Here is a 23,006-nt window from a genome sequence, read left to right on the forward strand (position 1 = left end):
ACGCCCGCTGTGACGTGGGGCACGGGTGTGCGAACGGGCTCGACCATACCCCGGGGGCGAGATTCCATAAAGGCACTCCTCGCCCCCTCGCCACCTCGGCGATTCGCCGCGACCTGCGGCGCGGCGCGCACCTCTCACCGAATGTTCGCGGGCTTTTCACCTCTCCCGAGATGCGTCCACAGGAAGGTGTGCATCAGGGCGTTGTTGTGGGCGGACTGTTCGTTGTCGCTGGCGCCCGCGTGGCCGCCCCCGAGGTTCTCGTGAAGCAGGACCCGGTGGCCGAGTTCGCGCAGTCGCGCGGCCGTCTTGCGGGCGTGACCGGGGTGGACCCGGTCGTCGCGGGTGGAGGTCATCAGCAGGACCGGCGGGTAGACGCGGTCCGCGGCGAGCTGGTGATAAGGGGAGAGCGCGCGGAGGTGGGGGCGGTCGGCCTCGTCGTCCGGATTGCCGTACTCGGCGATCCAGGACGCGCCCGCGAGAAGCCGGTGGAAGCGGGTCATGTCCAGCAGCGGCACCTGGGCGACGATCGCGCCGAACAGCTCCGGGTAGCGGGTGAGCATCGCGCCCATGAGCAGGCCGCCGTTGCTGCCGCCCGCGGCGCCGAGCATGGCGGGCGTGGTGATGCCGCGCGCGACGAGGTCCCGGGCGACGGCCGCGAAGTCCTGGAAGGCGCGGGGACGGTTCGCGCCGAGCGCGGCCTGGTGCCAGTCCGGTCCGTACTCCCCGCCGCCCCGGATGTTCGCGATCACATAGGTGCCGCCGCGCTCCAGCCAGGCCCGGCCGCGTACCGCGCCGTAGGAGGGGGTCAGGGAGACCTCGAAGCCGCCGTACCCGTAGAGCAGCGTGGGTCCGGGGCCGTGGGCGGCGCGGTCGGGGCCGATCACGAAGTACGGCACCTGTGTGCCGTCCTCGGAGGTGGCGAAGAACTGCTCCACCGTCAGGCCGGTCGTGTCGAAGCGCGCCGGGGCCTGCTTGAGGATCTCGGTGTCGGCGCCGATGTGCCCGCGGTAGAGGGTGGAGGGCTGGAGGAATCCCGACACGTCCAGGAAGTACTCGTCGGAGACGTCCGGGTCGGTGTCCACGACGGTGACGGCGGACAGCGGCGGGACGTCGGTGAGCGGCTCGCGCGCCCAACCCTCGCCTCCGGTCGTCGGGGTGAGGATCTCGATACGGGTGCTGACGTCGCGCATCGTCTCCAGGAGCAGATGGTGGCGGGTCCAGGAGTGCCCGGCCAGGGCGGTCCGTTCGTCCGGGGTGAACAGCACCTCCGGGGTGCGGTCGCCCGCAAGGAAGGCGTCGAAGTCGAAGACCAGCAGGGAGCCGGCCCGCTGTCCGAGCCAGTCCGACTTCAGGGTGACGATCAGATGGTGGCGGTGGGCGTAGGCCTCGGCGTCGTCCGGGACGTCGATCTTCACGAGATCCGCGTCGGGCGTCACGAGGTACGTCTCGCCACGGTAGAAGTCCTTGGCGCGGCCGACGAAGTCCCGCTCGAAGCCCGGTGTGGTGTCGCGCGCCCCCCAGGCCGACACGTCCGAGGGCGTGGCCTCGAAGACCACGGCGGCCTCCTCCAGCGGGGTGCCCCGTCGCCATCTGCGTACCGTGCGCGGGTAGCCCGCCTCGGTCAGGGAGCCCGGCCCGGTGTCCGTGCCGACGTAGACGGTGTCGGCGTCGATCCACGCGATCCGGGTCTTCGCCTCGGGCACGTGGAACCCGCCCTCGACGAAGGCCCGCGTGGCGAGGTCGAACTCCCGGACCTCCACGGCGTCGCCACCGTCGCGGGACAGACACACCAGGGCCAGGTCGTCCTCGGGGCGGCGCACCCGCGCCCCGGCCCAGACCCACTTCTCGCCCTCCGCGGCGGCCAGCGCGTCGACGTCGAGGAGGACCTCCCACTCGGGATCGTCCTTGCGGTACCGCTCCAGCGTCGTCCGCCGCCACACACCGCGCACATGCCCGGCGTCCCGCCAGTAGTTGTAGAGGTACGCGCCGCGGCGGGTGGTGTACGGAATGCGGTCCGAGGCGTCGAGCGCCTCCCGTAGCCGCTCCTTGAGCGGGGCGAACCCGTCGTCGACGGCCAGCGCCGCCGCGGTCTCGGCGTTCCGCTCGGCCACCCACTCCAGAGCGGCCTCACCCTCGACGTCTTCGAGCCACAGATACGGATCGTCATCGGTCACACACCGCATTGTGCCGCTGGTCTGCCCTGTCGCACCTGCCGAAAACCTGCACAACGTGCGTGTGTTGAGGACGGCCCCCTTCACACCTCCTCGACCCGCGTACCCCGGAGCCCGTCCGGCTCGCCCATATCTGTCCGTTACGTTCCCAGCGCGCGCGGGTGCCTCGGAATGTGTTACTCGATCTTGAGGAGAAGATGTCGGCGTTCCGTGAAATTGGCTGCACGGCCGTTTCCCGAGGGACACATCCGTTCACGTGGCAGCGTCAACGGAATTGGTCCGGCCACCCGTTCGCGTGCTTTGATCGGCCCGCTGCGGCCGCAGAAACGGATTCCCCCCAACAAACGAAGGGTGCGCATCATGCGTCACGACCTTGAGACCGTTGAGATCTCCGACGCCGACCTGGACGCCGTCTCCGGCGGTCTCGTCACCATCTCCGGCGGCCTCGCCGGCGCCGCGACCAGCGACGTCGCGAGCGTCCTCGGCACCGTCGGTTCGCTCCAGACGGTCCAGGGCGTCGAGGGCCTCGCCACCGGCGTCCCCGCCCTCGCCCAGGGCATCACCGGCGTCTCGGTGAACACCGCCGGCCTCACCGGTCTCGCCGGTCTCTGAGCCGAATACCGCCCATGAGCCCCGGAACCGGGATGGTCTTTACGGTTCCGGGGCTCATGGGCACCCCCCGTACCGAACGATTCGAATGCAGTCGAGGGAATAGCCCGTGCAGTTCCGCCAGAAGGCGCTTTCCAAGCTGCAATCGCCCGAAGAACTCGACGTTCCCGTGCGTTTCGCGCGCCCGCAGGGGCGCCTCGTGCTGGCCGTCACGGTCGTCGTCATCGCCGTCGCGGGCTACTGGGCCCTCACCGGCACGGTGTCGTCCAAGCTGAGCGCGCCCGGCATCCTCACCCACGCCGAGGGCAGTTACCTGCTGCAGAGTCCGGTCGCCGGACAGGTCACCGACGTACTCGTCGAGGAGGGCCGGACCGTCTCCCCCGGTGCGCCGGTGCTGACGGTCCGTACGGAGAAGGGCGACCGGCCCGTGCTCGCGGTCGCCGGCGGCCGGGTCACCACCCTGTTCGCCAGGATGGGTTCGGTCGTCAGGACGGGCGCGGACGTGGCGACGGTGGAGCGCGTGACTGATCCGAAGGCCCCGCTGGTGGCCGTGCTGTACCTGCCGGGCGACAGCGCCGCGACGATCCGGGAAGGCGCCCCGGTCGACCTCGGCGTGCAGTCCGTCCCCCGGAACCGGTTCGGCGTCCTGCGCGGCCACGTGACGGCGGTGAGCCGCACGCCCCAGACCCGGGAGCAGATCGGCTCCTTCCTCGGCGACAGCGGACTCGCCGCGCAGTTCTCCCGTGACGGCAACCCGGTCGCCGTGCTCGTGAGCCTCGATCGCTCCGCCGCCACCGCCTCCGGCTACGCCTGGTCCTCCACGGACGGCCCCCCGCACGCCCTCGACTCGGGTACGCCGGTCACGGGCGCCGTCCATCTCTCCGCGCAGCGCCCCGTCGACTGGCTGCTGCCGTGACCGCGCCGCCGGAGTCCACGCGGGACCGGGCACGCTCCCGTTCCCGGGCGTCCGCGCGCCGGCTCCCGCCCGCCCGGCGCCGGCGCGGCCCCGTCCCGAAGGGCCGTCGGCCGCGGACCGTACGCACGCCCACCGTGCTCCAGATGGAGGCCGTCGAGTGCGGCGCCGCCGCCCTGGCGATGGTGCTCGGCCACTACGGCCGCTTCATCCCGCTGGAGGAGCTGCGCATCGCGTGCGGCGTCTCGCGCGACGGCTCCCGGGCGAGCAACCTCCTGAAGGCGGCGCGCAGTTACGGCCTCCAGGCCAAGGGCATGCAGATGGACCTGGCCGCGCTCGCCGAAGTGGCCGCGCCGGCCGTCCTGTTCTGGGAGTTCAACCACTACGTCGTCTACGACGGCATGGGGCGCCGCTTCGGCCGCAGGGGCGTGTACGTCAACGACCCCGGCAAGGGACGCCGGTTCGTCCCCATGGACGAGTTCGACACGAGCTTCACCGGGATCGTGCTCACCTTCGAGCCCGGCCCCGGCTTCCGCCGCGGTGGCCGCAGGCCGGGCGTCATGGGCGCCCTGCCGGCCCGGCTGCGCGGCACGTCCGGCACGATGGCCGCCGCCGTGATCTCCAGCCTGCTGCTGGTGGTCGTCGGCGCGTGGGTGCCCGCGCTGAGCCGTACGTACATCGACATGTTCCTCATCGGGAACCAGACGTCGCTGCTTGGCGTGCTCTTCGCGGCGATGGCGACGACGCTCGTCCTGACCGCGACGCTCACCGCGCTCCAACAGGCCAATCTGCTGCGCGGACGCATCATCTCCTCCACCCTGGGCAGCGCCCGCTTCCTGCGGCATCTGCTCAGACTCCCCCTCACGTTCTACGCCCAGCGCAACCCGGCCGACCTGGTCCAGCGCCTGCAGTCCAACGACGCGGTCGCCGAGACCCTCGCCCGCGACCTGGCCGCGGCGGGCGTGGACGCCGTCGTGGTCCTCCTCTACGCGGTGCTGCTCTGGACATACGATCCCCAACTCACCGTCCTCGGCGTGCTGATCGCGCTGCTCAACGTGGTGGCCATGCGGATCGTGATCCAGCTGCGGGCCACCGACACGCAGAAGCTGCGCGCCGAGAACGCCCGGCTGACCAACACCGCGTACAGCGGTCTCCAGCTCATCGAGACGATGAAGGCCACCGGGGGCGAGAACGGCTTCTTCCGCCGCTGGGCGGGGCAGCACGCGACCACCCTCGACGTGCAGCAGCGGCTCGGCGTGCCGAGCGCCTGGCTGGCGGTCGTGGCGCCCACCCTGGCCGCCCTGAACAGCGCGCTGATCCTGATGATCGGCGGTCTGCGAGCGGTGGAGGGGCATCTCTCCGTCGGTCTGCTCGTCGCCTTCCAGGCCCTGGTGACCAGCTTCACCGCACCGATCACCCGCCTCAACGGCGTCGCCGGACGGATCCAGGACTTCGCGGCCGACGTCGCCCGCCTGAAGGACGTCGAGAACTTCCCCGTCGACCCGGTCTACACCCGGCGCGAGCCACCGGCCCGAACCCGCCGGCTCAAGGGCCATGTGGAGCTGGAGGACATCACCTTCGGCTACAGCCCGCTGGACGCCCCGCTCCTGAAGGACTTCTCGCTCTCCGTCGGCCCCGGGCAGCAGGTCGCGCTCGTCGGCGGCTCCGGCAGCGGCAAGTCGACGGTCTCCCGGCTGATCTCCGGGCTCTACGCCCCGTGGGAGGGCGCCATCCGGATCGATGGCATGCGTCTGGAGGACATCCCGCGCAGCGCGCTGGCCGCCTCCGTCTCCTTCGTCGACCAGGACGTCTTCCTCTTCGAGGGCACGGTCCGCGACAACATCGCCCTGTGGGACCCCTCCGTCCCCGACGAGGCCGTCGTCGCCGCCCTGGAGGACGCGGCGGTGTACGACGTGGTCGCCCGCCGCCCCGGCGGCATCCACAGCCGCGTCGAGCAGGACGGCCGCAACTTCTCCGGCGGCCAGCGGCAGCGCCTGGAGATCGCCCGGGCGCTGGTGCGCCGGCCCAGCGTCATGGTCCTCGACGAGGTGACCAGCGCCCTGGACGCGGCGACCGAGCAGGTCATCATCGACAACCTGCGGCGCCGTGGCTGCGCCTGCGTGGTGATCGCCCACCGGCTGAGCACGGTCCGCGACAGCGACGAGATCGTCGTGCTCGACCGGGGCACGGTCGTGGAACGCGGCCGGCACGCGTACCTGGTCGCCGCGGGAGGCGCCTACGCCGAACTGGTCAAGGAGCACTGAGGTGACGTTCCCTCACCAGCCGACGGCGACAGGTGCCCAGCCGAGCGGCGCGTACGACCCCGTCGTCGCGGCCCTCGGCGGGCTCGGCACGGCGGTCGACTGCACCGGGATGACCAGCCTGTCCCTCGAAGGCCCGCACGTGCTGTGGCTGGTCGTCGAGGGCGCCATGGACCTCTTCGCCGTCGACGCCGCCCAGCTCGGCCCCTGGCACTTCCTGGGCCGGCTGGAGGCGGGCACCCTGCTGCTCGGACCGGTGGAGGGGCCCGAGCACACCCTGATCGGCCGGCCCCTGGAAGGGTGTCTGCTGCGGCGCATTGAGCTGCGCGAACTGCAGGCGTACGGCGACCAGACGTATGAGGGTCAGGCGTACGGAGGTCAGGCGTACGGCAGCCAGACGTACGGCGGTCAGTGGTACGGCGGTCAGTGGTACGCCGACCAGGACCCGTACGGGGCCGCCGAACCGCAGCTGAGCCCGCTCGAGCACGCCTTCACGCTGGGCGTCGGACGCGGTCTGCGCGTGCTGTACCAGGCGCCGTTGGACGGCCGCGCCGCCAACGACCCCGCCGGGGCGGACGACGACATCCTGTGGATGCAGATCGCCCCCGGCAGCGTGCGCTACGCGGCGGCGTACGAGGGGTACGGGGACGACACCGCCGGCATCCTCCTCGTCGACCCGGCGATGTGGCAGGGCATGGTCGACCAGCAGTACCGGCTGCTGTACGCCCTGGACAGCTGGATCGAGCAATTGGAGCGCGCCCACGAGGACCGTACGGCGGCCGGGATCGAGGCCGGCCGCGCCGCCCGTACGCAGGCTGACGAGGCGCTGCTCGCCTCCATCGGCCGCTCCGGCGGCTCACGCGCCTCCGGCTCGGGCGCGTCCGGCCGGGCTGCCCGCGGGCGGGCGAGCGACGACGCGACGTACGCCGTATGCCGTCTGGTCGCCGACGAGGCCCGGATCACGCTGGCGGGACAGGCCGAGGCGATCGGGCTGCCCGGCCGCCTCGACCCCGTCGAACGCATCGCGCTCGCCTCACGGATCCGTACCCGTGTCGTCCGGCTCGGCGGCCGGTGGTGGCGGGAGTACAGCGGGCCCCTGGTGGGTCGTCGCGAGGAGGACGGGACCCCGGTCGCGCTGCTGTGGCGGCGCGGCCGGTACGAGGCCGTCGACCCCGCCACCGGCGAGCGCGAGCGCCTCGGCAGGGCTGAGGCGGCAGGCCTCGAACCGCGCGCCGTCATGCTCTACCGGCCGCTGCCCGACCGGCCGTTGGGCCTGCTGCCACTGATGCGGTTCAGCGTCCGCGGCACCCGCGCGGAGCTGCGTACGCTGCTGCTCGGCGGGCTCGTCGCGGTCGGCCTGGGCTCGCTGGTGCCCATCGCGACCGGCAAGGTGCTCGGCGAGTACGTGCCCCGGGCCGAGAACGGTCTCATCGTGCAGACCGCGATGGCGATCATCGCCACGAGCGTGGTCTCGGCCGCGTTCATGCTGCTCCAGAACATGTCCATCCTGCGGATGGAGGGCAGGATCGAGGCCACCCTCCAGCCCGCGGTGTGGGACCGGCTGCTCCGGCTGCCGACTCGGTTCTTCGCGGGCCGCTCCACCGGTGAGCTGGCCAGTGCGGCCATGGGCATCAGCGCCATCCGCAGGGTGCTGTCCGGCATCGGACCGGTGATCGTCCAGGCCGGCACCGTCGGCACGATGAACCTGGTCCTGCTGCTCGTCTACAGCGTGCCGCTGGCGCTGGCCGCGCTCGCGATGCTGCTCGTCATAGCGGCGGTGTTTCTGGGCATGGGGCTGTGGCAACTGCGGTACCAGCGGCAGCTGATCCGGCTCGGCAACAAGCTCAACAACCAGGCGTTCCAGACCCTGCGCGGGCTGCCGAAGCTGCGTGTCGCGGCGGCCGAGAGCTTCGCGTACGCCGCCTGGGCCGGTGAGTTCGCCCGGACCCGGGAACTCCAGCAGCGGATCGGGCGGATCAAGAACGTGCTCGCGGTGCTCGGCGCGGTCTGTCTGCCGCTCTGCACGCTCGTGATGTTCATGCTGCTGGCCGGACCGGCCCGCGGGTCGATGTCCGCCAGTGAGTTCCTCACCTTCAGCACCGCCGTGACGATGCTGCTGTCCTCGGTCACCCAGCTGACCGGCGCGCTCCTGTCGGCCGCCGCGGTGCAGCCGATGTTCGAGCAGGTCAGGCCGGTGTTCCAGGAGACACCCGAGGTCCGCGGCTCCAGCGCCCAGCCGGGCGAGCTGAGCGGCGCGATCGAGGCCGAGAACCTGTCCTACCGGTACACCGACGACGGCCCCCTGGTCCTCGACGGGGTCGACTTCCGGGTCCGGCCGGGCGAGTTCGTGGCGATCGTCGGTGCCAGCGGCTGCGGCAAGTCGACGCTGCTGCGGCTGCTCATCGGCTTCGACAGGCCGACGACCGGCAGCGTGCGCTACGACGGCCAGGACCTGGCGGCGCTCGACCAGGCCGCCGTGCGCCGCCAGTGCGGCGTCGTGCTGCAGAACGCCCAGCCGTTCTCCGGGTCGATCCTCGACTGCATCTGCGGCGCCGAGACGTTCCCCCTCGAAGACGCGTGGGCCGCCGCCGCGATGGCGGGGCTGGCCGAGGACATCAAGGCGATGCCGATGGGCATGCACACGATGCTGTCCGACGGCGGCGGCACCATCTCGGGCGGACAGCGCCAGCGGCTGATGATCGCCCAGGCGCTCATCCGCAGGCCGCGGATCCTCTTCTTCGACGAGGCCACGAGCGCGCTCGACAACGAGGCGCAGCGGGTGGTCATCGAGTCCACCCGCGCTCTGAACGCGACCCGTGTCGTGATCGCCCACCGGCTGTCCACCATCATGGACGCCGACCGGGTGATCGCCATGGCGGACGGGCGGATCGTCCAGCAGGGATCGCCGGCCGAGCTGCTCGCCGACACGACGGGACTCTTCCACGAGCTGGTCCGCCGTCAGCTGCGCTGACCTCCGTCCGCGTCCGCCTCCACGTCCGCGCCCGCGTCCACGTCCGCCCTGCCGAGGCCGCGTGCCAGGTAGAGGCCGGTGGCCATGACGAGCAGGGTCACGCAGGCGGTGAAGATCAGCCCGGCGGCGTCCAGACCCAGCCACATGGCCAAGGCGCCGACGCCCACGACCGGCAGGGAGATGCCCGCGTAGGCGACGACGAAGAACGAGGAGATCGTCGCCGCCCGGTGCGCCGCCGGGGCCACCGCTCCGACGGCCGTCAGTCCGGCGCGGAAGGCCAGCCCCTGGCCGATCCCTCCGCAGACCGCGCCGGCCACCAGGAGCGGCAGCGTCTCCGCCCACAGGGACGCGCCGACGAGGAGGAGTCCGATCACGAGGACGAGACAGCCGAGCGGCAGGGCGGTCCGCACCGCCAGCCGGGTCGTCAGCGACTGCCCGACGGTCGAGGAGAGGAACACCGAGAAGACCACGCTTCCGCTGACGGCCAGGTTGGTGATGCCCAGGGTCTGGGACACGAAGCTCGGTGCCAGCGCGGTGAACAGGCCGAGCAGCGAGAACCCGGCGAAGGCGGCGAGCGCCGAGGGCGTGAAGACGCCACGGACCTCTGACGGTACGTAAAGACCCTGCGGCCTCGGCCGGGTCCGGAGCCGTGGCTCCGCAACCGTCTCCGGCAGGAGGAGGACGACGAGGCAGGCCACGCAGAGCAGCGCGAGATGGGCCAGGAAGGGCAGGGCCAGCGGCTCGGGGGCGTACTCCGCGAGGAGTCCGGCCAGCAGGGGTCCGCAGCCGAGGCCGCCCATGTTCGCGGCGGTCGCGGCGAACCCCGCGCGGGACTTCCGTTCCGGCCGCGCCAGTTCGAGGACGGTGACCGTGCCCGCCCCGCTCAGCAGCCCGGCCGAGAAGCCCGAGAGCACGCGGCCGGCGAAGAGGAACGGCAGTCCGCCCTCGAACAGGAAGCACAGCGCGCTCGCCGCGGCGAAGCCGAGCGCGGCCCACAGGACGGGGCGGCGGCCCGCCTCGTCCGAGTAGTTGCCGACGAGCAGAAGGGTGGCGATGACGCCGACTGCATAGCTGGCGAAGATCACCGTCACCATCAGCTCGGAGAAGCCGAGCTCTTCGCGGTACAGCCCGTAGAGCGGGGTGGGGAGCGTCGTGCCCGCCATGCCGATGGCGAAGACCGCCGCGGCCGCCTTGTATCCGAGGCGTCCTCCGCGGTAGGGCGTCGTCACGCAGTGCTCACCCCTCCCCGTGCCAGGGCGAACACGCCGAAGACGATCAGGCCGACGCCCAGCAGCTCCGGCAGGAGCCACCATCCGGTCCGTACGTGTTCCTCGTACAGCAGGACGCCCAGCGCGAGGCTCACCGTGGCGTCCCCCAGCGTCAGCGCGGGTTGTGAGGCGACGAGCGGCCCGCCCTGCATAGCGTGTCCGAGCAGCAGGAGGGCGGCGATCCCGGTCACGCCGAACGCGTACGTCTGCCAGGTCGTCAGGAAGGCGCCGAGGCCGTCCTCCTCGAGGATGTGCACGGAGGTCTTCATCAGGGCGGCGGTGAGCGCGTAACAGACCGCGGTGGCGCCGCCGAGGCAGCCGGCGCGGGCGCGGCCGGCCGGCTTGCGCAGTCCGGCCGCTGCCAGCGCCACCACCGCGGCGCCGCTCAGCACGAGCGCCGGGATCCAGCGGTTCAGCTCCAGGTGCGTACGGTTGCCGCTGGGCGAGGCCGCCGCGAGCGCGAGCCCGAGCCCCAGCACGATCCCCGCGACGGCCGGCCACAGCGTCGCGGGCAGCCGCTCCCGTGTCATCAGTGAGGCGATGAGCAGCGCGAGCGGCAGTTCCAGCACGAAGAGCGGCTGTACGAGCGACAGCGGGCCGGTCGCCAGGGCCACCGCCTGACCGGCCCCGGCGGCGATCACCGCGAGGATGCCGGCCAGCCAGAGCGGGCGCCGCAGCAGATCGAGGATCAGTCCGGGCCGGAAGGAGTCCGACTGGGGAACGGTGAGCGAGGCGCGGCGTTGCAGCACCGTGGCGAGCGCATTGCTGGACGCGGCGAACACCGCGAACAGGACCGGCAGGACGATGCCCATCCCCCGATAGTCACCCGCGCGGGCGGCGGTCGCCGTGACGACACCGGCCGGGGCCGGTGGTTCACCGGGTATTCGCCCGTCCGGACCCTCCGCGGGCCGATCTCGGGCGAATCCGGTGGCTCGGGCGTGGGGCCGCCGGGTCCCGGGTGGTACGTCGTTGGCCATGCAGCCAGGCACACCGCCGCCGGTGAACCCCTTCCTCCGTACTGTCGCCGCCTACGCGTGGCGGCTGCTCGTCGTCGGCGCGGTCGTGTACAGCCTGTTCGCGCTGCTCGGGCGCTTCCACGAGATCGGGGTGGCCGTGTTCCTGGGTCTGGTGATCACCGCGCTGCTGCGGCCGGTCGCCGATCTCGTCGCCCGGGGCCTGCCCCGCCCGCTGGCGGTCGCCCTCACGCTCCTGGGCAGCCTGGCGCTGATCCTCGGTGTGCTCGCGCTGGTCGGCGAGGCGGTGGAGAGTGACCGGACGACGCTGGTGCGCGAGTTCCGGGACGGGATCGACCGGATCGAGGACTGGCTGGAACGGCCGCCGTTCCGGGTGAACCCGGAGGCGCTCTCGGATGTTCAGGGCAGGATCGGTCAGTTCCTGTCGAGCCACCGCTCGACCCTGATCAGCGAGGCGATGAGCGGCGCGCACCGTCTGGTGGCGGTGCTCACCACGCTGGCCCTGGCGCTGTTCTGCTCGGTGTTCTTCATCCACTCCGGAGACCGGCAGTGGGCGTGGCTGGAGGAGCAGCTGCCGGGGGCCGTACGCGGGCGCCTGGAGATCGGCGGCCGTGCGGCCTGGCGTACGTTCACCGGCTACACGCACGGGATCGTGCTGGTCGCCGCGGTGAACGGGGTGCTCGTCGGTCTCGCCCTCTGGCTCCTCGGCGTTCCACTGGCGGTCCCGCTCGCGCTGCTCGAGTTCATGGCCGCCTTCGTCCCGCTGATCGGTTCTCCGATCGCGCTCGCGGTCGCCGCCGTCGTGGCGCTCGCCTCGCAGGGCCCGTGGGTGGCGGCGATCGTGGTCGGACTGATCGTGGTCATCGGTCAGATCGAGGGGCATGTGCTGCACCCGCTGGTCATGAGCTGGGCCGTTCGGCTGCACCCGCTGGTGGTGGCGATCTCGGTGATCGCGGGGGCGATCGCCGCCGGGATCGTGGGTGCGGTGGTGGCCGTACCGCTGGTGTCGGTGATCTGGTCGGTCTACACGGCGCTGCGGGCGGCGCGGGTGCCGGCGAAGGGATGAGCACGGCGGCCGCGCGCGAGGCGACGGCCGCCGAGGGACACGTACCGATGCCGCTACTGGATGCCGGGGATCTCGCGGGCCGCGAACGCCTTGCGGACCGCGTCCGCCGCGCTCGCGCCGTACATGCGCTGCGCCGTGGCGATCGTCGTGCGCGCCGCGTCCTGGAAGCTCGTGTCGGGCGCGAAGTCGAACTGAGCGTTGACGATGATGCGGTCGGCCGTCCGGGGGCCGAGCGCTTCCCGGATGTCCAGGAGCGCGCGGGACCAGATCTCGCCGTCCGCGTGCACCTCGCCGACCCGGTCGGCGTACACCTTGTTCCCGTCGATGCGCCGCAGGCAGTGCGGGGCGTCGCTGTACGTGACCGAGTCCCAGTCGGCGACGCAGGCCGGATTCGCCTTCACGGGCCAGCCGTACCGGGCTGCCGCGTGGGTGCCGACCTCGACCGCCAGGTAGTCGCCGAAGGCCTCGCCGATGGCCCCGGCCTCCGTGGAGGTGCCGAAGCCGGGCACCTGGGCGTGGTGCACCGCGTGTCCGTACTCGTGGACGATCACCTCGGCGTCCTCGGCGTCGTCGACGCCGCCCTTGCCGAAGCGGATCTCGGCCTTCTTGTCGGTGAAGTAGGAGTTGTCCGCACCCCACTGGTTGATGCGGACGGGCTGCACGCGGTCGTTCGCGCCTGGCAGTTCGCTGCCGAAGCCGAGACCCTGCAGGTACTCCTGCGCCTCGTTGACCCAGAAGTAGGCCATGACCTGCTCGAACTGGTCGTCGTGCCGGGTGTACGCGTGGGCGTCGGCGGGGTTCGCGGAGGCGCCGGTGTCCGATCGGACGGAGGCCCACCGTCCCGAAAGTCCGCCGTCGGCGCCGAGGTTGCGCAGCGTGGCCGAGGTGTATGCCGAGGCGGGGACGGCGTCGGACGCGTCCTTGCCGTCGGAGAGCGACTGGTCACCCGACGACTGGACGGGGTTGACCATGAATATCCGGGCCTGCGGGTCGGCGGTGACCGGGGCGCTCCCGGAGGCCGAGGCTGCTCCGGCCGGGGCGAGCAGTGCCACCGTGGCGGTGGCCGCGGCGATGAGTCCGCGGGGTGTGCGGCGAGCCATGTGCGTCCTTCCCTGTTGGGACGTGGTGCTGTGCGGGCGTGATCCTCGCGCAAGTGCCCTGTACTTGACCAGGCTTCGTGCCATGAGCCCCGGGAGTCATTGGCGTGAACTTGTCAGGCAGGGCATCTTGACGGCTCGTATTGGTCTAGGCCAACTTGTGAGGCGCTGCGCGTCGACGCCGCACTTCTGCTCCGCATCTTCCGTACCTTCCGCACCCCCTTCACCCGGGAGGACCTCTTGCGTTCCCGAAATCGCCTCGTGGCCGCCGTCGTCGGCGCGCTGCTCGGCGCGACCGGCGTGGTCGCGCTGCCCCAGTCGGCCCAAGCCGCGAACGTGCTCACCAACTCCGGCTTCGAGGCCGGCACACTCTCCGGCTGGTCCTGCACGGGCGGCCTCGGCTCCGTCGTCTCCACCCCCGTGCACTCCGGCACCAAGGCCCTCGCCGGGGCCGCGAGCGCGAGCGACAACGCCAAGTGCAGCCAGACCGTGGCCGTCCAGCCCAACACCACGTACACGCTGTCCGGTTGGGTCCGCGGCAACTACGTCTACCTCGGGGTGGACGGCGACGCCTCCACCTGGACACCGTCGGCCACCGCGTACACCCGGCTCTCCCTGAGCTTCACCACCGGCGCCTCGCAGACCAGCGCGACCGTCTACACGCACGGGTGGTACGGCCAGGGCACCTACCACGCCGACGACATCAGCCTCGACGGACCGGGCGGCGGAGGCGGCGGCGACACCCAGGCCCCGAGCGTGCCCGGCAGCCTGCGCTCGACCGGCAAGACGTCCTCCAGCGTCTCGCTGGCCTGGAACGCCTCGTCCGACAACGTCGGCGTCACCGGGTACGACGTGTACCGGGGCGGCACGTTCGTCTCCACGGTCACCGGAACCTCGGCGACCGTCGGCGGGCTCGCGGGCTCCACCTCGTACGCCTTCACCGTGCGGGCGCGCGACGCGGCCGGGAACACCTCCGGCGCGTCCAACAGCATCTCGGTCACCACGGACCCGGGCGGTGGCCCCGGCGCCTTCAAGCAGGCCGCGCCGTACCTCTACCTCGGCTGGGGCAACCCGCCGTCCGCCACGACGGTGATGAACGCGACCGGCATCAAGTGGTTCACCATGGCGTTCATCCTCTCCTCCGGCGGCTGCAACCCGGCCTGGGACGGCAACCGGCCGCTGACCGGCGGCACCGACCAGTCCACCATCAACGCGATCCGGGCGGCGGGCGGCGACATCGTCCCGTCCATCGGCGGCTGGTCGGGAAACAAGCTCGGCCCGAACTGCGCGACTGCGGCCGACCTCGCCGGCGCGTACCAGAAGGTCATCGACGCGTACGGGCTCAAGGCGATCGACGTCGACATCGAGAACAACGACGAGTTCGAGAACGCGGCCGTCCAGGACAAGGTCCTGACCGCCCTGAAGACGGTCAAGGCCAACAACCCGGGCCTGAGGACGATCGTCACCTTCGGCACCTCGACCACCGGCCCGACGTACTGGGGCAACCGGCTGATCGAGCAGGCGAAGGCGCTGAACGCGGACATCGACGTCTTCACCATCATGCCGTTCGACTTCGGCGGCGGAGCCGACATGTACGGCAACACCGTCAACGCGGCGAACGGCCTGAAGAACAAGCTGAAGGCGGTCTTCGGCTGGGACGACGCGACCGCCTACGCCCACCTCGGCATCTCGGGGATGAACGGCCTGTCCGACCAGCAGGAGGTCACCACACCGGAGATCTGGGCCGGCATCCGCAACTGGGCGAACACCAACCACATCGCCCGGCTGGCCTTCTGGTCGGTGAACCGTGACCGCGGCTGCGCGGGCGGCGGGGTCACCAGCAACTGCTCGGGCATCGCCCAGAGCGACTGGCAGTTCACCTCCATCACGGCCGGCTTCACGGGCTGACCGTCCGGCGAGACCGCCGCGGACCGCTCCCGGCCCGCGGCGGTGTCCTCGTGCGACAGTGAGGTCATGGACGTCGAGCAGGTCATCGATGAGCTGTACGGGGTGGAGCCGAACGAGTTCGTCGCGGCCCGGGACGCGCGGACGGCCGAGGCACGAAGGGCGCAGGACACGGCCGCCGTGAAGCGGATCGCCGCACTGCGCCGCCCCACGCTGGCCGCCTGGGCCTCGAACCGGTTCGTACGGGAACGGCCCGAGGAGGCCCGTCGGCTGCTCGCGCTCGGTGAGACGCTCCAGGAGGCCCACCGGCTCCTCGACGCGACGAAGATGCGCGAGGCCACCGCCGTACAGCACAAGGTGATCGCCGCCGAGGTCCAGGAGGCGGCGGCGGTCGCCGACGGGGCGGGCCACCCGCTGAGCCCCTCGGTCCTGCAGGAGGTCGAACAGCTCTTCCGCGCGGTGCTCGCCGACCCCGAGATCGCGGCGGAATGGTCGACGGGCCGCCTCGTGAAACCCCCGGAGGCCCCGGTCGGCTTCGGCGCCATCACCCCCGAGACCCTCCCGCCCCGCCCGGCACCGCGCCGGCAGCCCAAGCCCGAGCCCGACGCCCGAGCGCGCGCGGCGGCGGAGAAGGCAGCCGCCGAAGCGCGCCGCAGGGACGAGGAGCTACGGGCGGCGGAGGCCCGGGCGACCGAGGCGGACGAGCGGGTCGCGCAGCTGGAAGAACAGCTCCGCGCGGCCAGGTCGGACCAGCGGGCGGCCCGAGAGGCGGCGACCAGGGCCGCGAAAGCGGCCCGCGCAGCGCACGGCAACTAGGCCCGTCTTCATAGGGATCTCGCCCAGAGCCGGAACGATCCCAGGCTCGTGGCGTTGCAGGTTGCGGTGACGCGCCCCTGGTGGTCGCCCGCCTTCTTGCAGGGTTGATGGGCCGGTATGCCCGATGATGGGAACCGCCCGGGGCAACGGATCAAGCAACGCTGGGAGTACGCACATGACGGTGGAGGCCGGCACGCAGCATGAGGCGCGCGTCGCAGGACGGGTGTGGACGGTGCGCCTGGACCCCTACGGACGCCCATCAGCCGGCACGGTGAGGCTCTCCTGCTCCCGCCCGGCCTGCGCCGATCAGCGCTTCCCCGGCGGCGCCGCCGCAGGGCGCAAGGCCGCGATCGGTCACATCAACACGCACCTGGCCCACATCCGCGCGGGCGGCGGGCCGCGCGGCGAAGCGTGGTGCGCGTGCCGCGCCGCCGACTGCGCCTGGCACACCCCCGACCCCGAAGCCGGACGGCGGGGCGGGACGCGGCCGCCGGCGGGGGCGGTGCGGTGCGGGGGCCCGGTGGTACTGACGGTCTACGCGGACCGTGCCGGAAGGCTGTGGCGGATCGCGGAAATGTGCGCGCGCTGCGCGGCCGCCACCCCCGACTGCCGTGTCCTGGACACAGCTCCGCCCCCGGCTCGCACCGCCCCGGCCGGCGCGGACCAGGCGCCGGGGAAGCCGGATGCGGAGCCGGCGCCCGGCGGCACGGTGGGGGAGGGTGTGGCGGCGATGTTCTCCGACCAGGGCCCCTCCCCCGCTGCCGACGCTTCGTCAGCCGCCACGCCGACTCCGGTCCCCCGCGCCCGCGCCGCCTCACCAGGTGGAGCGGCCCGGCTGGCGAAGCGGTCGGGGAAGATCGCACAGCGGATCGTGCCGCACGACCTCGAGCCCGACGTCCTGCGCCTGGAGCTCATCGAGCTCGGTGACGCGTTCCGCGCCTACCAGCAACGCGCCGAACCCGACCTCGCCCTTCTCGCCACACTGCACGAACGCAAGGCCCGCGCGTTCGCCCTGTGGGCCGACCTGAGTGGCGACGGCTCCCTGCGCCACGAGGCGAAGCGCGCCGAGAAGGCGGCACAGACCACCCTCGAAATGAACGACAACCGCACCGACACGGCGGGCGGAGACGGGCCGGTGGTGGAACGGCTGCTGACCCGGCAACAGGCCGTGCACGCCCGCTCCCTGCTGGACCACGTCGCCGCCCACGCCCCTCACCCCGAGGCCGAGGTGCGCCTCGCGGTACTCATGCTCACCCTGCGAGCCGCACGCGCCGGCACCGGGAACATCACCGGCCAGGACCTCACCGGCTGGCTCCAGGACGATGCGGAACGGGTACTCCAGCAGCTGGTCGCGGCCGACTGGCTGCGCCTGCCCGGAACCGTCGCCGAGGTGCTCGCCTCCCGACCCGAAGACGCCACCGCGTTCACCGTCCCCACGCTGCTGCCCGAGCAGCCCCGCCTGTTCGGCTTCGGCAAGGCCAACCGCTCCAGGATCTCCGGCTGGGCCCAGAAAGTCGTGGGTGACCGGAAGATCCGCAAGAAGAAACTAGGTGCCACAGCCCGGCTCCTGGCCTTGTACACCGCCGCCCACACCCGCCCCGACGGCCGCCTCGGACGCACCGAGGACGGCGGGCTCCACCTGGACCAGGTCGCCACGTTCTGCACCCTGCCCCCCGAACAAGTCGCCGAACACGCCGACCTGCTGGTCGCCGCCGACTGGCTCACCGAAGCCGAAACCACCGAAGAAAGACTGCGCGGCCGGCTCACCGAGCGCATCCTGCCGCTGAGCGGGCTGCCGTAACGCGCCGGGGTCGCCACGGATAGCTCGGCCGCCTGCACGCCAGAAGCCGTGCACCGCACGACCGCCCTTCGGGCCCGTGCAGCCGGCCGTTGCTCATGCCCAGTTGGCCACGTATCGGTCGCGATCCGGCTGACGACAATTGCAGGTCAACACCCTGCCTCGGCCTTCATGCGACCGGACGTCTACGCTCGGTGACCGGGCGGCAGTGATCGCGCCGGACGGGTTCCGAGGGGAGTGTGCGATGCGCGCTGGGTGGATCAGGCTGTGGCAGTGGACGGCGTGGGGCGGGATCGGACTGAGTCTGTACGCGGGCTGGTTGACGTTCGATGACATCCGGGACCGCGCTGCCAGCGAGCGCGACATCAGTGCGGCGTGCGATCAACTTGTGTCCGGGGCCGCGGTGATGGACCTGCAGGGCGGGATGGTCCGGGCAGAAAGCAGCGATTACCCCAAGTCCAGGCTCGATGTGGGCGAGCTACCCGGTTACTGCACCGTCTACAAGGTGCATGGTCCCGGTAGGACCACGGGCCTGTTCACCTTGAGGGTGCGGGTCAGCGGCAGTTCAAAGCCGTTGCACTGGATCGGTGACGACAACGATCTCGAGCCGTTCCGCGACAGTCTCGACAGTCAGAAATCCGATGTCACGGCGACCGCCGACCGGCGCCCCGAACCGCGACCCATCGGCGATGGCACCCTGGGCCGCTACGGAGACTGGTACACCACCATCCGCGCCGAGTGCGGCCCCGGCAGCCGCGCGACGGCCCCGAAGCTGCTGAACGTCACGGCCGGCGCCGACTACGACGACGTCTCCGCAGCGGACCGTGAGCGCCTGGCCCACATCGCCCGCTCGGCCACCGAGAAGCTCACCGACCGGATCGGCTGCCAGAGCCGGCTGCCCGCCCTGCCTGACCACCAGTTGCCGTCCGTACCGTCCGACCTCCGCCCCGCGCAGGCGACGGACGGTTCATGCCGCTGGTTTGCGCGACACGTCCAGGAGCAAGGGCAAGGCCGGCTGCCCGACCGTGCCCTCGCGACACCTGCCCTGGACGCGGCCCCCATCGAGAGCTGTCTTCTGGCGGTCAGCCCCGACCAGGTGGGCCGTATCGCCGGCGGCTTGCCCGACGACGAACGCGATTCCGCACGCAGTGCGCTCACTCACTCGCCGTGGTGGCTGCGCACCGCCTCCTACTTCGACGCAGAGGCGCACGCGGTGGGATACGAGGCCCTTGGCAGCGAGGACAAGATCATCACAGCGGGAACGGCCGGACACGAAAGCGGTGCGTGGTGGGCCTCCTCCCTCTGCGACAACAAGCCCGCCCTGCACACTCTCAGCTCCAGCTACACCTATGACAACGTGCTCGGCCCCCAGACGCTGTCGGCCCTGTTCCGCGCGTACGTCGACGACATCACGAAGCGGCGCGGCTGCACCCACGTGACGTACCCGAACAAGAAGGACTTCCGCGCCCCTGAGCACCGCGCCGCACTGAGCACGTCATCTGACGGATGATGCCAACTCGGGCACCGGCTGGGGTTCCGGTAGCGTCCGTTCCATGATCGCCCTCGATGCCCTCGTCCGCCTCTGCCCGCCGCCCGCCGATCCGCCGCCCGCGGTGGACTGGACGCAAGCCGAGCGCGCCCTCGGTGCGGCTCTGCCCGCCGACTACAAGCAGCTCGTCGAGGCATACGGCGACGGCATCTTCGACGAGACGATCTGGCTGCTCGTCCCCGACTCCGCCTACGACGACTGCGACCTGCACGCGCAGACGACGGAACGGGACGAGATCCTGGCCGACCTGTGGGAGTTCGAGGACAAGCCCGCCGGCCTGCAGGAAGCGGGGGCGCGGGTCCTGCCGTGGGCATTCGAGGAGGGCACGGGGGCGTTCCTGTACTGGCTGGCGCGGCCCGGTCAGCACCCTGACGAGTGGACCGTGCTCTACAACGAGGGGCGCGGCCCACTGTGGGAGCACCACGACATGGGGTGCCTCGCCTTCCTGCTGGCGGTGCTCACCGGAACGGCGGAGACGGAGTACTTCGGCCACCTCTACGAAGTACTGAAGCCGACGGAGCACCGCTTCGCGACGGCAGACCAGACCCTCGGAACGACCGGACAGTGACGCCGTCGGCGCGCTCGAAAGACGTTCGCCTGCCGTCCGGGCCCTCGGTGACGACCCGCGCCGGAGCTCAGCCCCCGAAGGGGGCGCTCGCCAAGCCCTCGCCCGCGTTGCGCAGTACCAGGAGCGAGCCGGAGAGCGGGTGGGGGTGGGGCAGGCCTGTGCGGGCTGTGGTGATGTAGAGGTCGCGGAGGTCGGGGCCGCCGAAGGCGCAGGCCGTGGGGCGGCGTACGGGGAGGGGGATGACGCGGTCCAGGTCGCCGCTCGGGGTGTAGCGGCGGATCTGGGCGCCGTCCCAGAGGGCCACCCACACGCAGCCGTCCGCGTCGACCGTGAGGCCGTCGGGAAAGCCCGCTCCGGGTTCGATGGTCGCGAAGGGGCGGCGGTGGGTGGCGAGTTCGGCGTCCGTCGGGCAGACGTCGATGCGACGGGTCGGGCTGTCGACGTAGTACATGAGGGAGCCGTCCGGGCTCCAGCCGATGCCGTTGCTGACCGTCACCTCGGGGAGCACCACACCGGCGGCGCCGTCGCGTGCGAGGCGGACCAGGTTGCCGCCGCCGGGCGCCTCGTCGTAGCGCATGGTGCCCGCCCACAGCGCCCCGTCGGGCGCGACGGCCGCGTCGTTGCCGCGGCGGCCGGGCACGGGGTCCCGCAGGAGCCAGGAGAAGGTGCCGTCCGCGTCGTACCGGCCGATGCCGTCCCTGAGGTTGACCACGAGACCGCCGTCCGCGGTCGGTTTCGCCGCGCCGACGTGCTGTTCGGTGGCCATGACGGAGCGATGGCCCGTCGCCGGAGTGTACGTGTGGACGCGCGAGCCCAGGATGTCGACCCAGATCAGCCGACCGACGGCCCGGTCCCACGTGGGACCCTCGCCCAGCTCGGCCTGCTCGCGGACGGCCACCTCGATCCTCATCGGGCGCCCCGGTGACCGAGGCGTATGGAGAGGTCGGCGGCGCCCTTGGCGGCCAGCTCGGCGAGCTCCCGTTCGCGCTCCTCGCTCCAGCGGATCACGGGGACGGAGACGGAGAGCGCCGCGACGACCCGCCCCGCGCTGTCGCGTACGGGTGCGGCGACGCAGCTCACGTCGGGGTTGGACTCCTGGTGTTCGATGGCGACGCCCCGCTCGCGGATCTCGGCGAGGGCCGCGCGCAGCGCGTCATGGCCCGTGATGCTGTTCGGCGTCATCGCGGCCAGTTCGCGGCCGTCGATACGGCTGTCGAGCTCGGCCGGCGGCAGCGAGGCGAGCAGCATCTTGCCGACGGCCGTGCAGTGCGCGGGCAGCCGGCGGCCGGCGGCGGAGACCATGCGGACGGCGTGGGTGGAGTCCACCTTGGCGATGTAGATGACGTCGGTGTCCTCGAGGAGCGCGACATGGACCGTCTCGTCGCAGATCTCGGCGACCTCGCGGGCCACCTGGCGGCCCTCGGCGGCGAGGTCCAGCTGCTCCGCGTACCGGCTGCCGAGCTGGTACGTACGGACGCCGAGCCGGTAGCGGCCGGGGTGTTCGGGCACGGGCACGAGGTAGGTGCGGGCGGCCAGCGTGGTGAGCAGTTCGTGCACGGTGGTGCGCGGAAGGCCGAGCCTGCGGACGACGTCCGGGGCGGAGAGTGTCTCGTCGCCCGTCAGGAACAGCTCCAGTATGTCCAGCGCTCTGGTCACCGCGGGAACCTGGCGTCCCATGGCCGCTCACCCACCCCTCGTGTCCGGCTTCGTTCGACATTCCGGCCGCTGGCCGATATCGCGAACACAGGCTAACCACAGGTCGCTCCCCCGGGCAATGGTCGTGCAAGGCGTTGACAGGCCCTCGACCAGCCCCTACGGTCACGCCTACATTTCGAACGTGTGACGAAATTTCGAACGAGACCGAGGGGCAACCGCCGTGCGCATCACGGGAATCAGCACTCACGTCGTCGGAACTCCCTGGCGCAATCTCACCTACGTACTCGTCCACACCGACGAGGGGCTGACGGGCGTGGGCGAGACCCGCATGCTCGGCCACACCGACGCGCTGCTCGGCTACCTCCGCGAGGCCGAGGCCAACCACATCGCCGGCTCGGACCCGTTCGCGATCGAGGACCTCGTCCGCCGGATGAAGTACGGGGACTTCGGCCGGGCCGGCGAGATCGTGATGTCGGGCATCGCCGTCGTCGAGATGGCCTGCTGGGACATCAAGGGCAAGGCGCTCGGCGTGCCGGTGTGGCAGCTGCTCGGCGGGAAGGTGACCGACAAGGTCAAGGCGTACGCCAACGGCTGGTACACCACCGAACGAACTCCGGAGGCGTACCACAAGGCCGCCGGCGCGGTGATCGAGCGGGGCTATCAGGCGCTGAAGATCGACCCGTTCGGCACCGGGCACCTCGAACTGTCGCACCAGGACACGCTGTACGCGGTCTCCCTGATCGAGGCCGTACGGGACGCCATCGGCCCGGACGCCGAGCTGATGCTGGAGATGCACGGCCGGTTCTCGCCGGCCACGGCGATCCGGCTGGCGAGGGAGATGGCCCCGTTCCGGCCCGCCTGGCTGGAGGAGCCCGTCCCGCCGGAGAACCTGAAGGCGCTGGAGAAGGTGGCGGCGAAGGTGGACCTCCCTATCGCGACGGGTGAACGGATCCACGACCGGATCGAGTTCCGCGAGCTGTTCGAGAGCCAGGCCGCCGACATCCTCCAGCCGGACGTCGGCCACCTGGGCGGCATCTGGGAGACCCGGAAGCTGGCAGCGACCGCCGAGACGCACTACATGATGGTGGCCCCGCACAACGTGGGTGGCCCGGTGCTCACCGCCGCCTCGCTCCAAGTGGGCTTCACCGCCCCGAACTTCAAGATCCTGGAGCACTTCAACGACTTCGCGGACGCGGACATCAAGAAGGTGGTGAAGGGCGCCCCTCAGGTGGTGGACGGCTACTTCCACCTCTCGGACGCGCCGGGTCTCGGTGTCGAGCTCGACACCGACGCCGCGGCCGAGTTCCCGCAGCAGCGGGCCCACTTCGACCTGTGGGCGGACGGCTGGGAGCAGCGCGATCCCTCTCGGGGCGGCGGCAAGTGA

The 23,006-nt window shown here is 71.7% G+C and carries 17 protein-coding genes; 11 read left to right on the top strand and 6 right to left on the bottom strand.

Translation table 11 applies throughout. The annotated features are described in order from the left end of the window. Positions 1-134: 134 nt before the first annotated feature. Positions 135-2,183 (bottom strand): prolyl oligopeptidase family serine peptidase, encoded by a 2,049-nt coding sequence (locus ACZ4VI_RS01675; protein ID WP_467995631.1) that lies wholly within the window; start codon positions 2,181-2,183, stop codon positions 135-137. A gap of 348 nt (positions 2,184-2,531) precedes the next feature. Between ACZ4VI_RS01675 and ACZ4VI_RS01680 the strand changes: the two genes are divergently transcribed. The 4 genes from ACZ4VI_RS01680 (at position 2,532) to ACZ4VI_RS01695 (ending at position 8,925) form a co-directional block, all read left to right on the top strand. Continuing rightward, positions 2,532-2,783: a hypothetical protein gene (locus ACZ4VI_RS01680; RefSeq protein ID WP_467995633.1), complete on the top strand. Its 252-nt coding sequence runs from the start codon at positions 2,532-2,534 to the stop codon at positions 2,781-2,783. A gap of 106 nt (positions 2,784-2,889) precedes the next feature. Next, on the top strand, positions 2,890-3,696 hold the full coding sequence (locus tag ACZ4VI_RS01685; RefSeq protein WP_467995635.1) for a biotin/lipoyl-containing protein: 807 nt from the start codon (positions 2,890-2,892) through the stop codon (positions 3,694-3,696). Continuing rightward, positions 3,693-5,957: an NHLP family bacteriocin export ABC transporter peptidase/permease/ATPase subunit gene (locus tag ACZ4VI_RS01690; RefSeq protein WP_467995636.1), complete on the top strand. Its 2,265-nt coding sequence runs from the start codon at positions 3,693-3,695 to the stop codon at positions 5,955-5,957. The genes ACZ4VI_RS01685 and ACZ4VI_RS01690 overlap by 4 nt, the downstream gene beginning before the upstream one ends. Position 5,958: 1 nt before the next feature. Then, positions 5,959-8,925 (top strand): NHLP bacteriocin export ABC transporter permease/ATPase subunit, encoded by a 2,967-nt coding sequence (locus tag ACZ4VI_RS01695; protein WP_467995638.1) that lies wholly within the window; start codon positions 5,959-5,961, stop codon positions 8,923-8,925. Here the strand turns inward: ACZ4VI_RS01695 and ACZ4VI_RS01700 are convergent. Together ACZ4VI_RS01700 and ACZ4VI_RS01705 are read right to left on the bottom strand one after the other, a co-directional pair. Next, entirely contained in the window at positions 8,913-10,154 is a 1,242-nt protein-coding gene (locus ACZ4VI_RS01700) for an MFS transporter (RefSeq protein ID WP_467995639.1), read from the bottom strand. The genes ACZ4VI_RS01695 and ACZ4VI_RS01700 overlap by 13 nt on opposite strands. Further along, positions 10,151-11,005, bottom strand: coding sequence for a DMT family transporter (locus ACZ4VI_RS01705; RefSeq protein ID WP_467995641.1), 855 nt, complete (start codon positions 11,003-11,005; stop codon positions 10,151-10,153). Before ACZ4VI_RS01705 ends, ACZ4VI_RS01700 begins: the two co-directional genes overlap by 4 nt. A 163-nt stretch (positions 11,006-11,168) precedes the next feature. On the opposite strand from ACZ4VI_RS01705, the gene ACZ4VI_RS01710 reads away from it, so the two are divergent. Then, positions 11,169-12,233 carry an AI-2E family transporter gene (locus ACZ4VI_RS01710; protein ID WP_467995642.1) on the top strand — a complete coding sequence of 355 codons (1,065 nt, stop codon included), beginning with the start codon at positions 11,169-11,171 and terminating at the stop codon, positions 12,231-12,233. Positions 12,234-12,286: 53 nt separating this feature from the next. On the opposite strand, the gene ACZ4VI_RS01715 is transcribed toward ACZ4VI_RS01710, so the two are convergent. Beyond that, positions 12,287-13,333, bottom strand: coding sequence for a M4 family metallopeptidase (locus ACZ4VI_RS01715; protein ID WP_467995644.1), 1,047 nt, complete (start codon positions 13,331-13,333; stop codon positions 12,287-12,289). Between the two features lie 237 nt (positions 13,334-13,570). On the opposite strand from ACZ4VI_RS01715, the gene ACZ4VI_RS01720 reads away from it, so the two are divergent. From ACZ4VI_RS01720 to ACZ4VI_RS01740, 5 genes are all read left to right on the top strand, one after another. Beyond that, on the top strand, positions 13,571-15,238 hold the full coding sequence (locus ACZ4VI_RS01720; protein WP_467995646.1) for a carbohydrate binding domain-containing protein: 1,668 nt from the start codon (positions 13,571-13,573) through the stop codon (positions 15,236-15,238). A 66-nt stretch (positions 15,239-15,304) separates the two neighbouring features. Beyond that, positions 15,305-16,051 (top strand): hypothetical protein, encoded by a 747-nt coding sequence (locus ACZ4VI_RS01725; protein ID WP_467995647.1) that lies wholly within the window; start codon positions 15,305-15,307, stop codon positions 16,049-16,051. A 175-nt stretch (positions 16,052-16,226) separates the two neighbouring features. After that, positions 16,227-17,852, top strand: a complete 1,626-nt coding sequence (locus ACZ4VI_RS01730) for a hypothetical protein (protein ID WP_467995649.1) — start codon at positions 16,227-16,229, stop codon at positions 17,850-17,852. A 316-nt stretch (positions 17,853-18,168) separates the two neighbouring features. Beyond that, positions 18,169-19,359, top strand: coding sequence for a hypothetical protein (locus tag ACZ4VI_RS01735; RefSeq protein ID WP_467995651.1), 1,191 nt, complete (start codon positions 18,169-18,171; stop codon positions 19,357-19,359). Between the two features lie 43 nt (positions 19,360-19,402). After that, positions 19,403-19,966 (top strand): SMI1/KNR4 family protein, encoded by a 564-nt coding sequence (locus tag ACZ4VI_RS01740; RefSeq protein WP_467995652.1) that lies wholly within the window; start codon positions 19,403-19,405, stop codon positions 19,964-19,966. Positions 19,967-20,033: 67 nt separating this feature from the next. On the opposite strand, the gene ACZ4VI_RS01745 is transcribed toward ACZ4VI_RS01740, so the two are convergent. Continuing rightward, on the bottom strand, positions 20,034-20,876 hold the full coding sequence (locus tag ACZ4VI_RS01745) for an SMP-30/gluconolactonase/LRE family protein (protein ID WP_467995653.1): 843 nt from the start codon (positions 20,874-20,876) through the stop codon (positions 20,034-20,036). Then, a complete protein-coding gene (locus ACZ4VI_RS01750; RefSeq protein ID WP_467995654.1) occupies positions 20,873-21,643 on the bottom strand; it encodes an IclR family transcriptional regulator in 771 nt (256 codons plus the stop codon). The genes ACZ4VI_RS01745 and ACZ4VI_RS01750 overlap by 4 nt, the downstream gene beginning before the upstream one ends. A gap of 199 nt (positions 21,644-21,842) precedes the next feature. On the opposite strand from ACZ4VI_RS01750, the gene ACZ4VI_RS01755 reads away from it, so the two are divergent. Beyond that, positions 21,843-23,006, top strand: a complete 1,164-nt coding sequence (locus ACZ4VI_RS01755; RefSeq protein WP_467995656.1) for a mandelate racemase/muconate lactonizing enzyme family protein — start codon at positions 21,843-21,845, stop codon at positions 23,004-23,006.

It is taken from the genome of Streptomyces sp. NPDC029169, assembly GCF_055563935.1.

Bases quoted from the DNA above. Each gene is read 5' to 3' on its own strand.
- ACZ4VI_RS01675 (WP_467995631.1), bottom strand. From the start codon at position 2,183: ATGCGGTGTGTGACCGATGACGATCCGTATCTGTGGCTCGAAGACGTC.
- ACZ4VI_RS01680 (WP_467995633.1), top strand. From the start codon at position 2,532: ATGCGTCACGACCTTGAGACCGTTGAGATCTCCGACGCCGACCTGGAC.
- ACZ4VI_RS01705 (WP_467995641.1), bottom strand. From the start codon at position 11,005: ATGGGCATCGTCCTGCCGGTCCTGTTCGCGGTGTTCGCCGCGTCCAGC.
- ACZ4VI_RS01710 (WP_467995642.1), top strand. From the start codon at position 11,169: ATGCAGCCAGGCACACCGCCGCCGGTGAACCCCTTCCTCCGTACTGTC.
- ACZ4VI_RS01715 (WP_467995644.1), bottom strand. From the start codon at position 13,333: ATGGCTCGCCGCACACCCCGCGGACTCATCGCCGCGGCCACCGCCACG.
- ACZ4VI_RS01725 (WP_467995647.1), top strand. From the start codon at position 15,305: ATGGACGTCGAGCAGGTCATCGATGAGCTGTACGGGGTGGAGCCGAAC.
- ACZ4VI_RS01730 (WP_467995649.1), top strand. From the start codon at position 16,227: ATGACGGTGGAGGCCGGCACGCAGCATGAGGCGCGCGTCGCAGGACGG.
- ACZ4VI_RS01740 (WP_467995652.1), top strand. From the start codon at position 19,403: ATGATCGCCCTCGATGCCCTCGTCCGCCTCTGCCCGCCGCCCGCCGAT.
- ACZ4VI_RS01745 (WP_467995653.1), bottom strand. From the start codon at position 20,876: ATGAGGATCGAGGTGGCCGTCCGCGAGCAGGCCGAGCTGGGCGAGGGT.
- ACZ4VI_RS01750 (WP_467995654.1), bottom strand. From the start codon at position 21,643: ATGGGACGCCAGGTTCCCGCGGTGACCAGAGCGCTGGACATACTGGAG.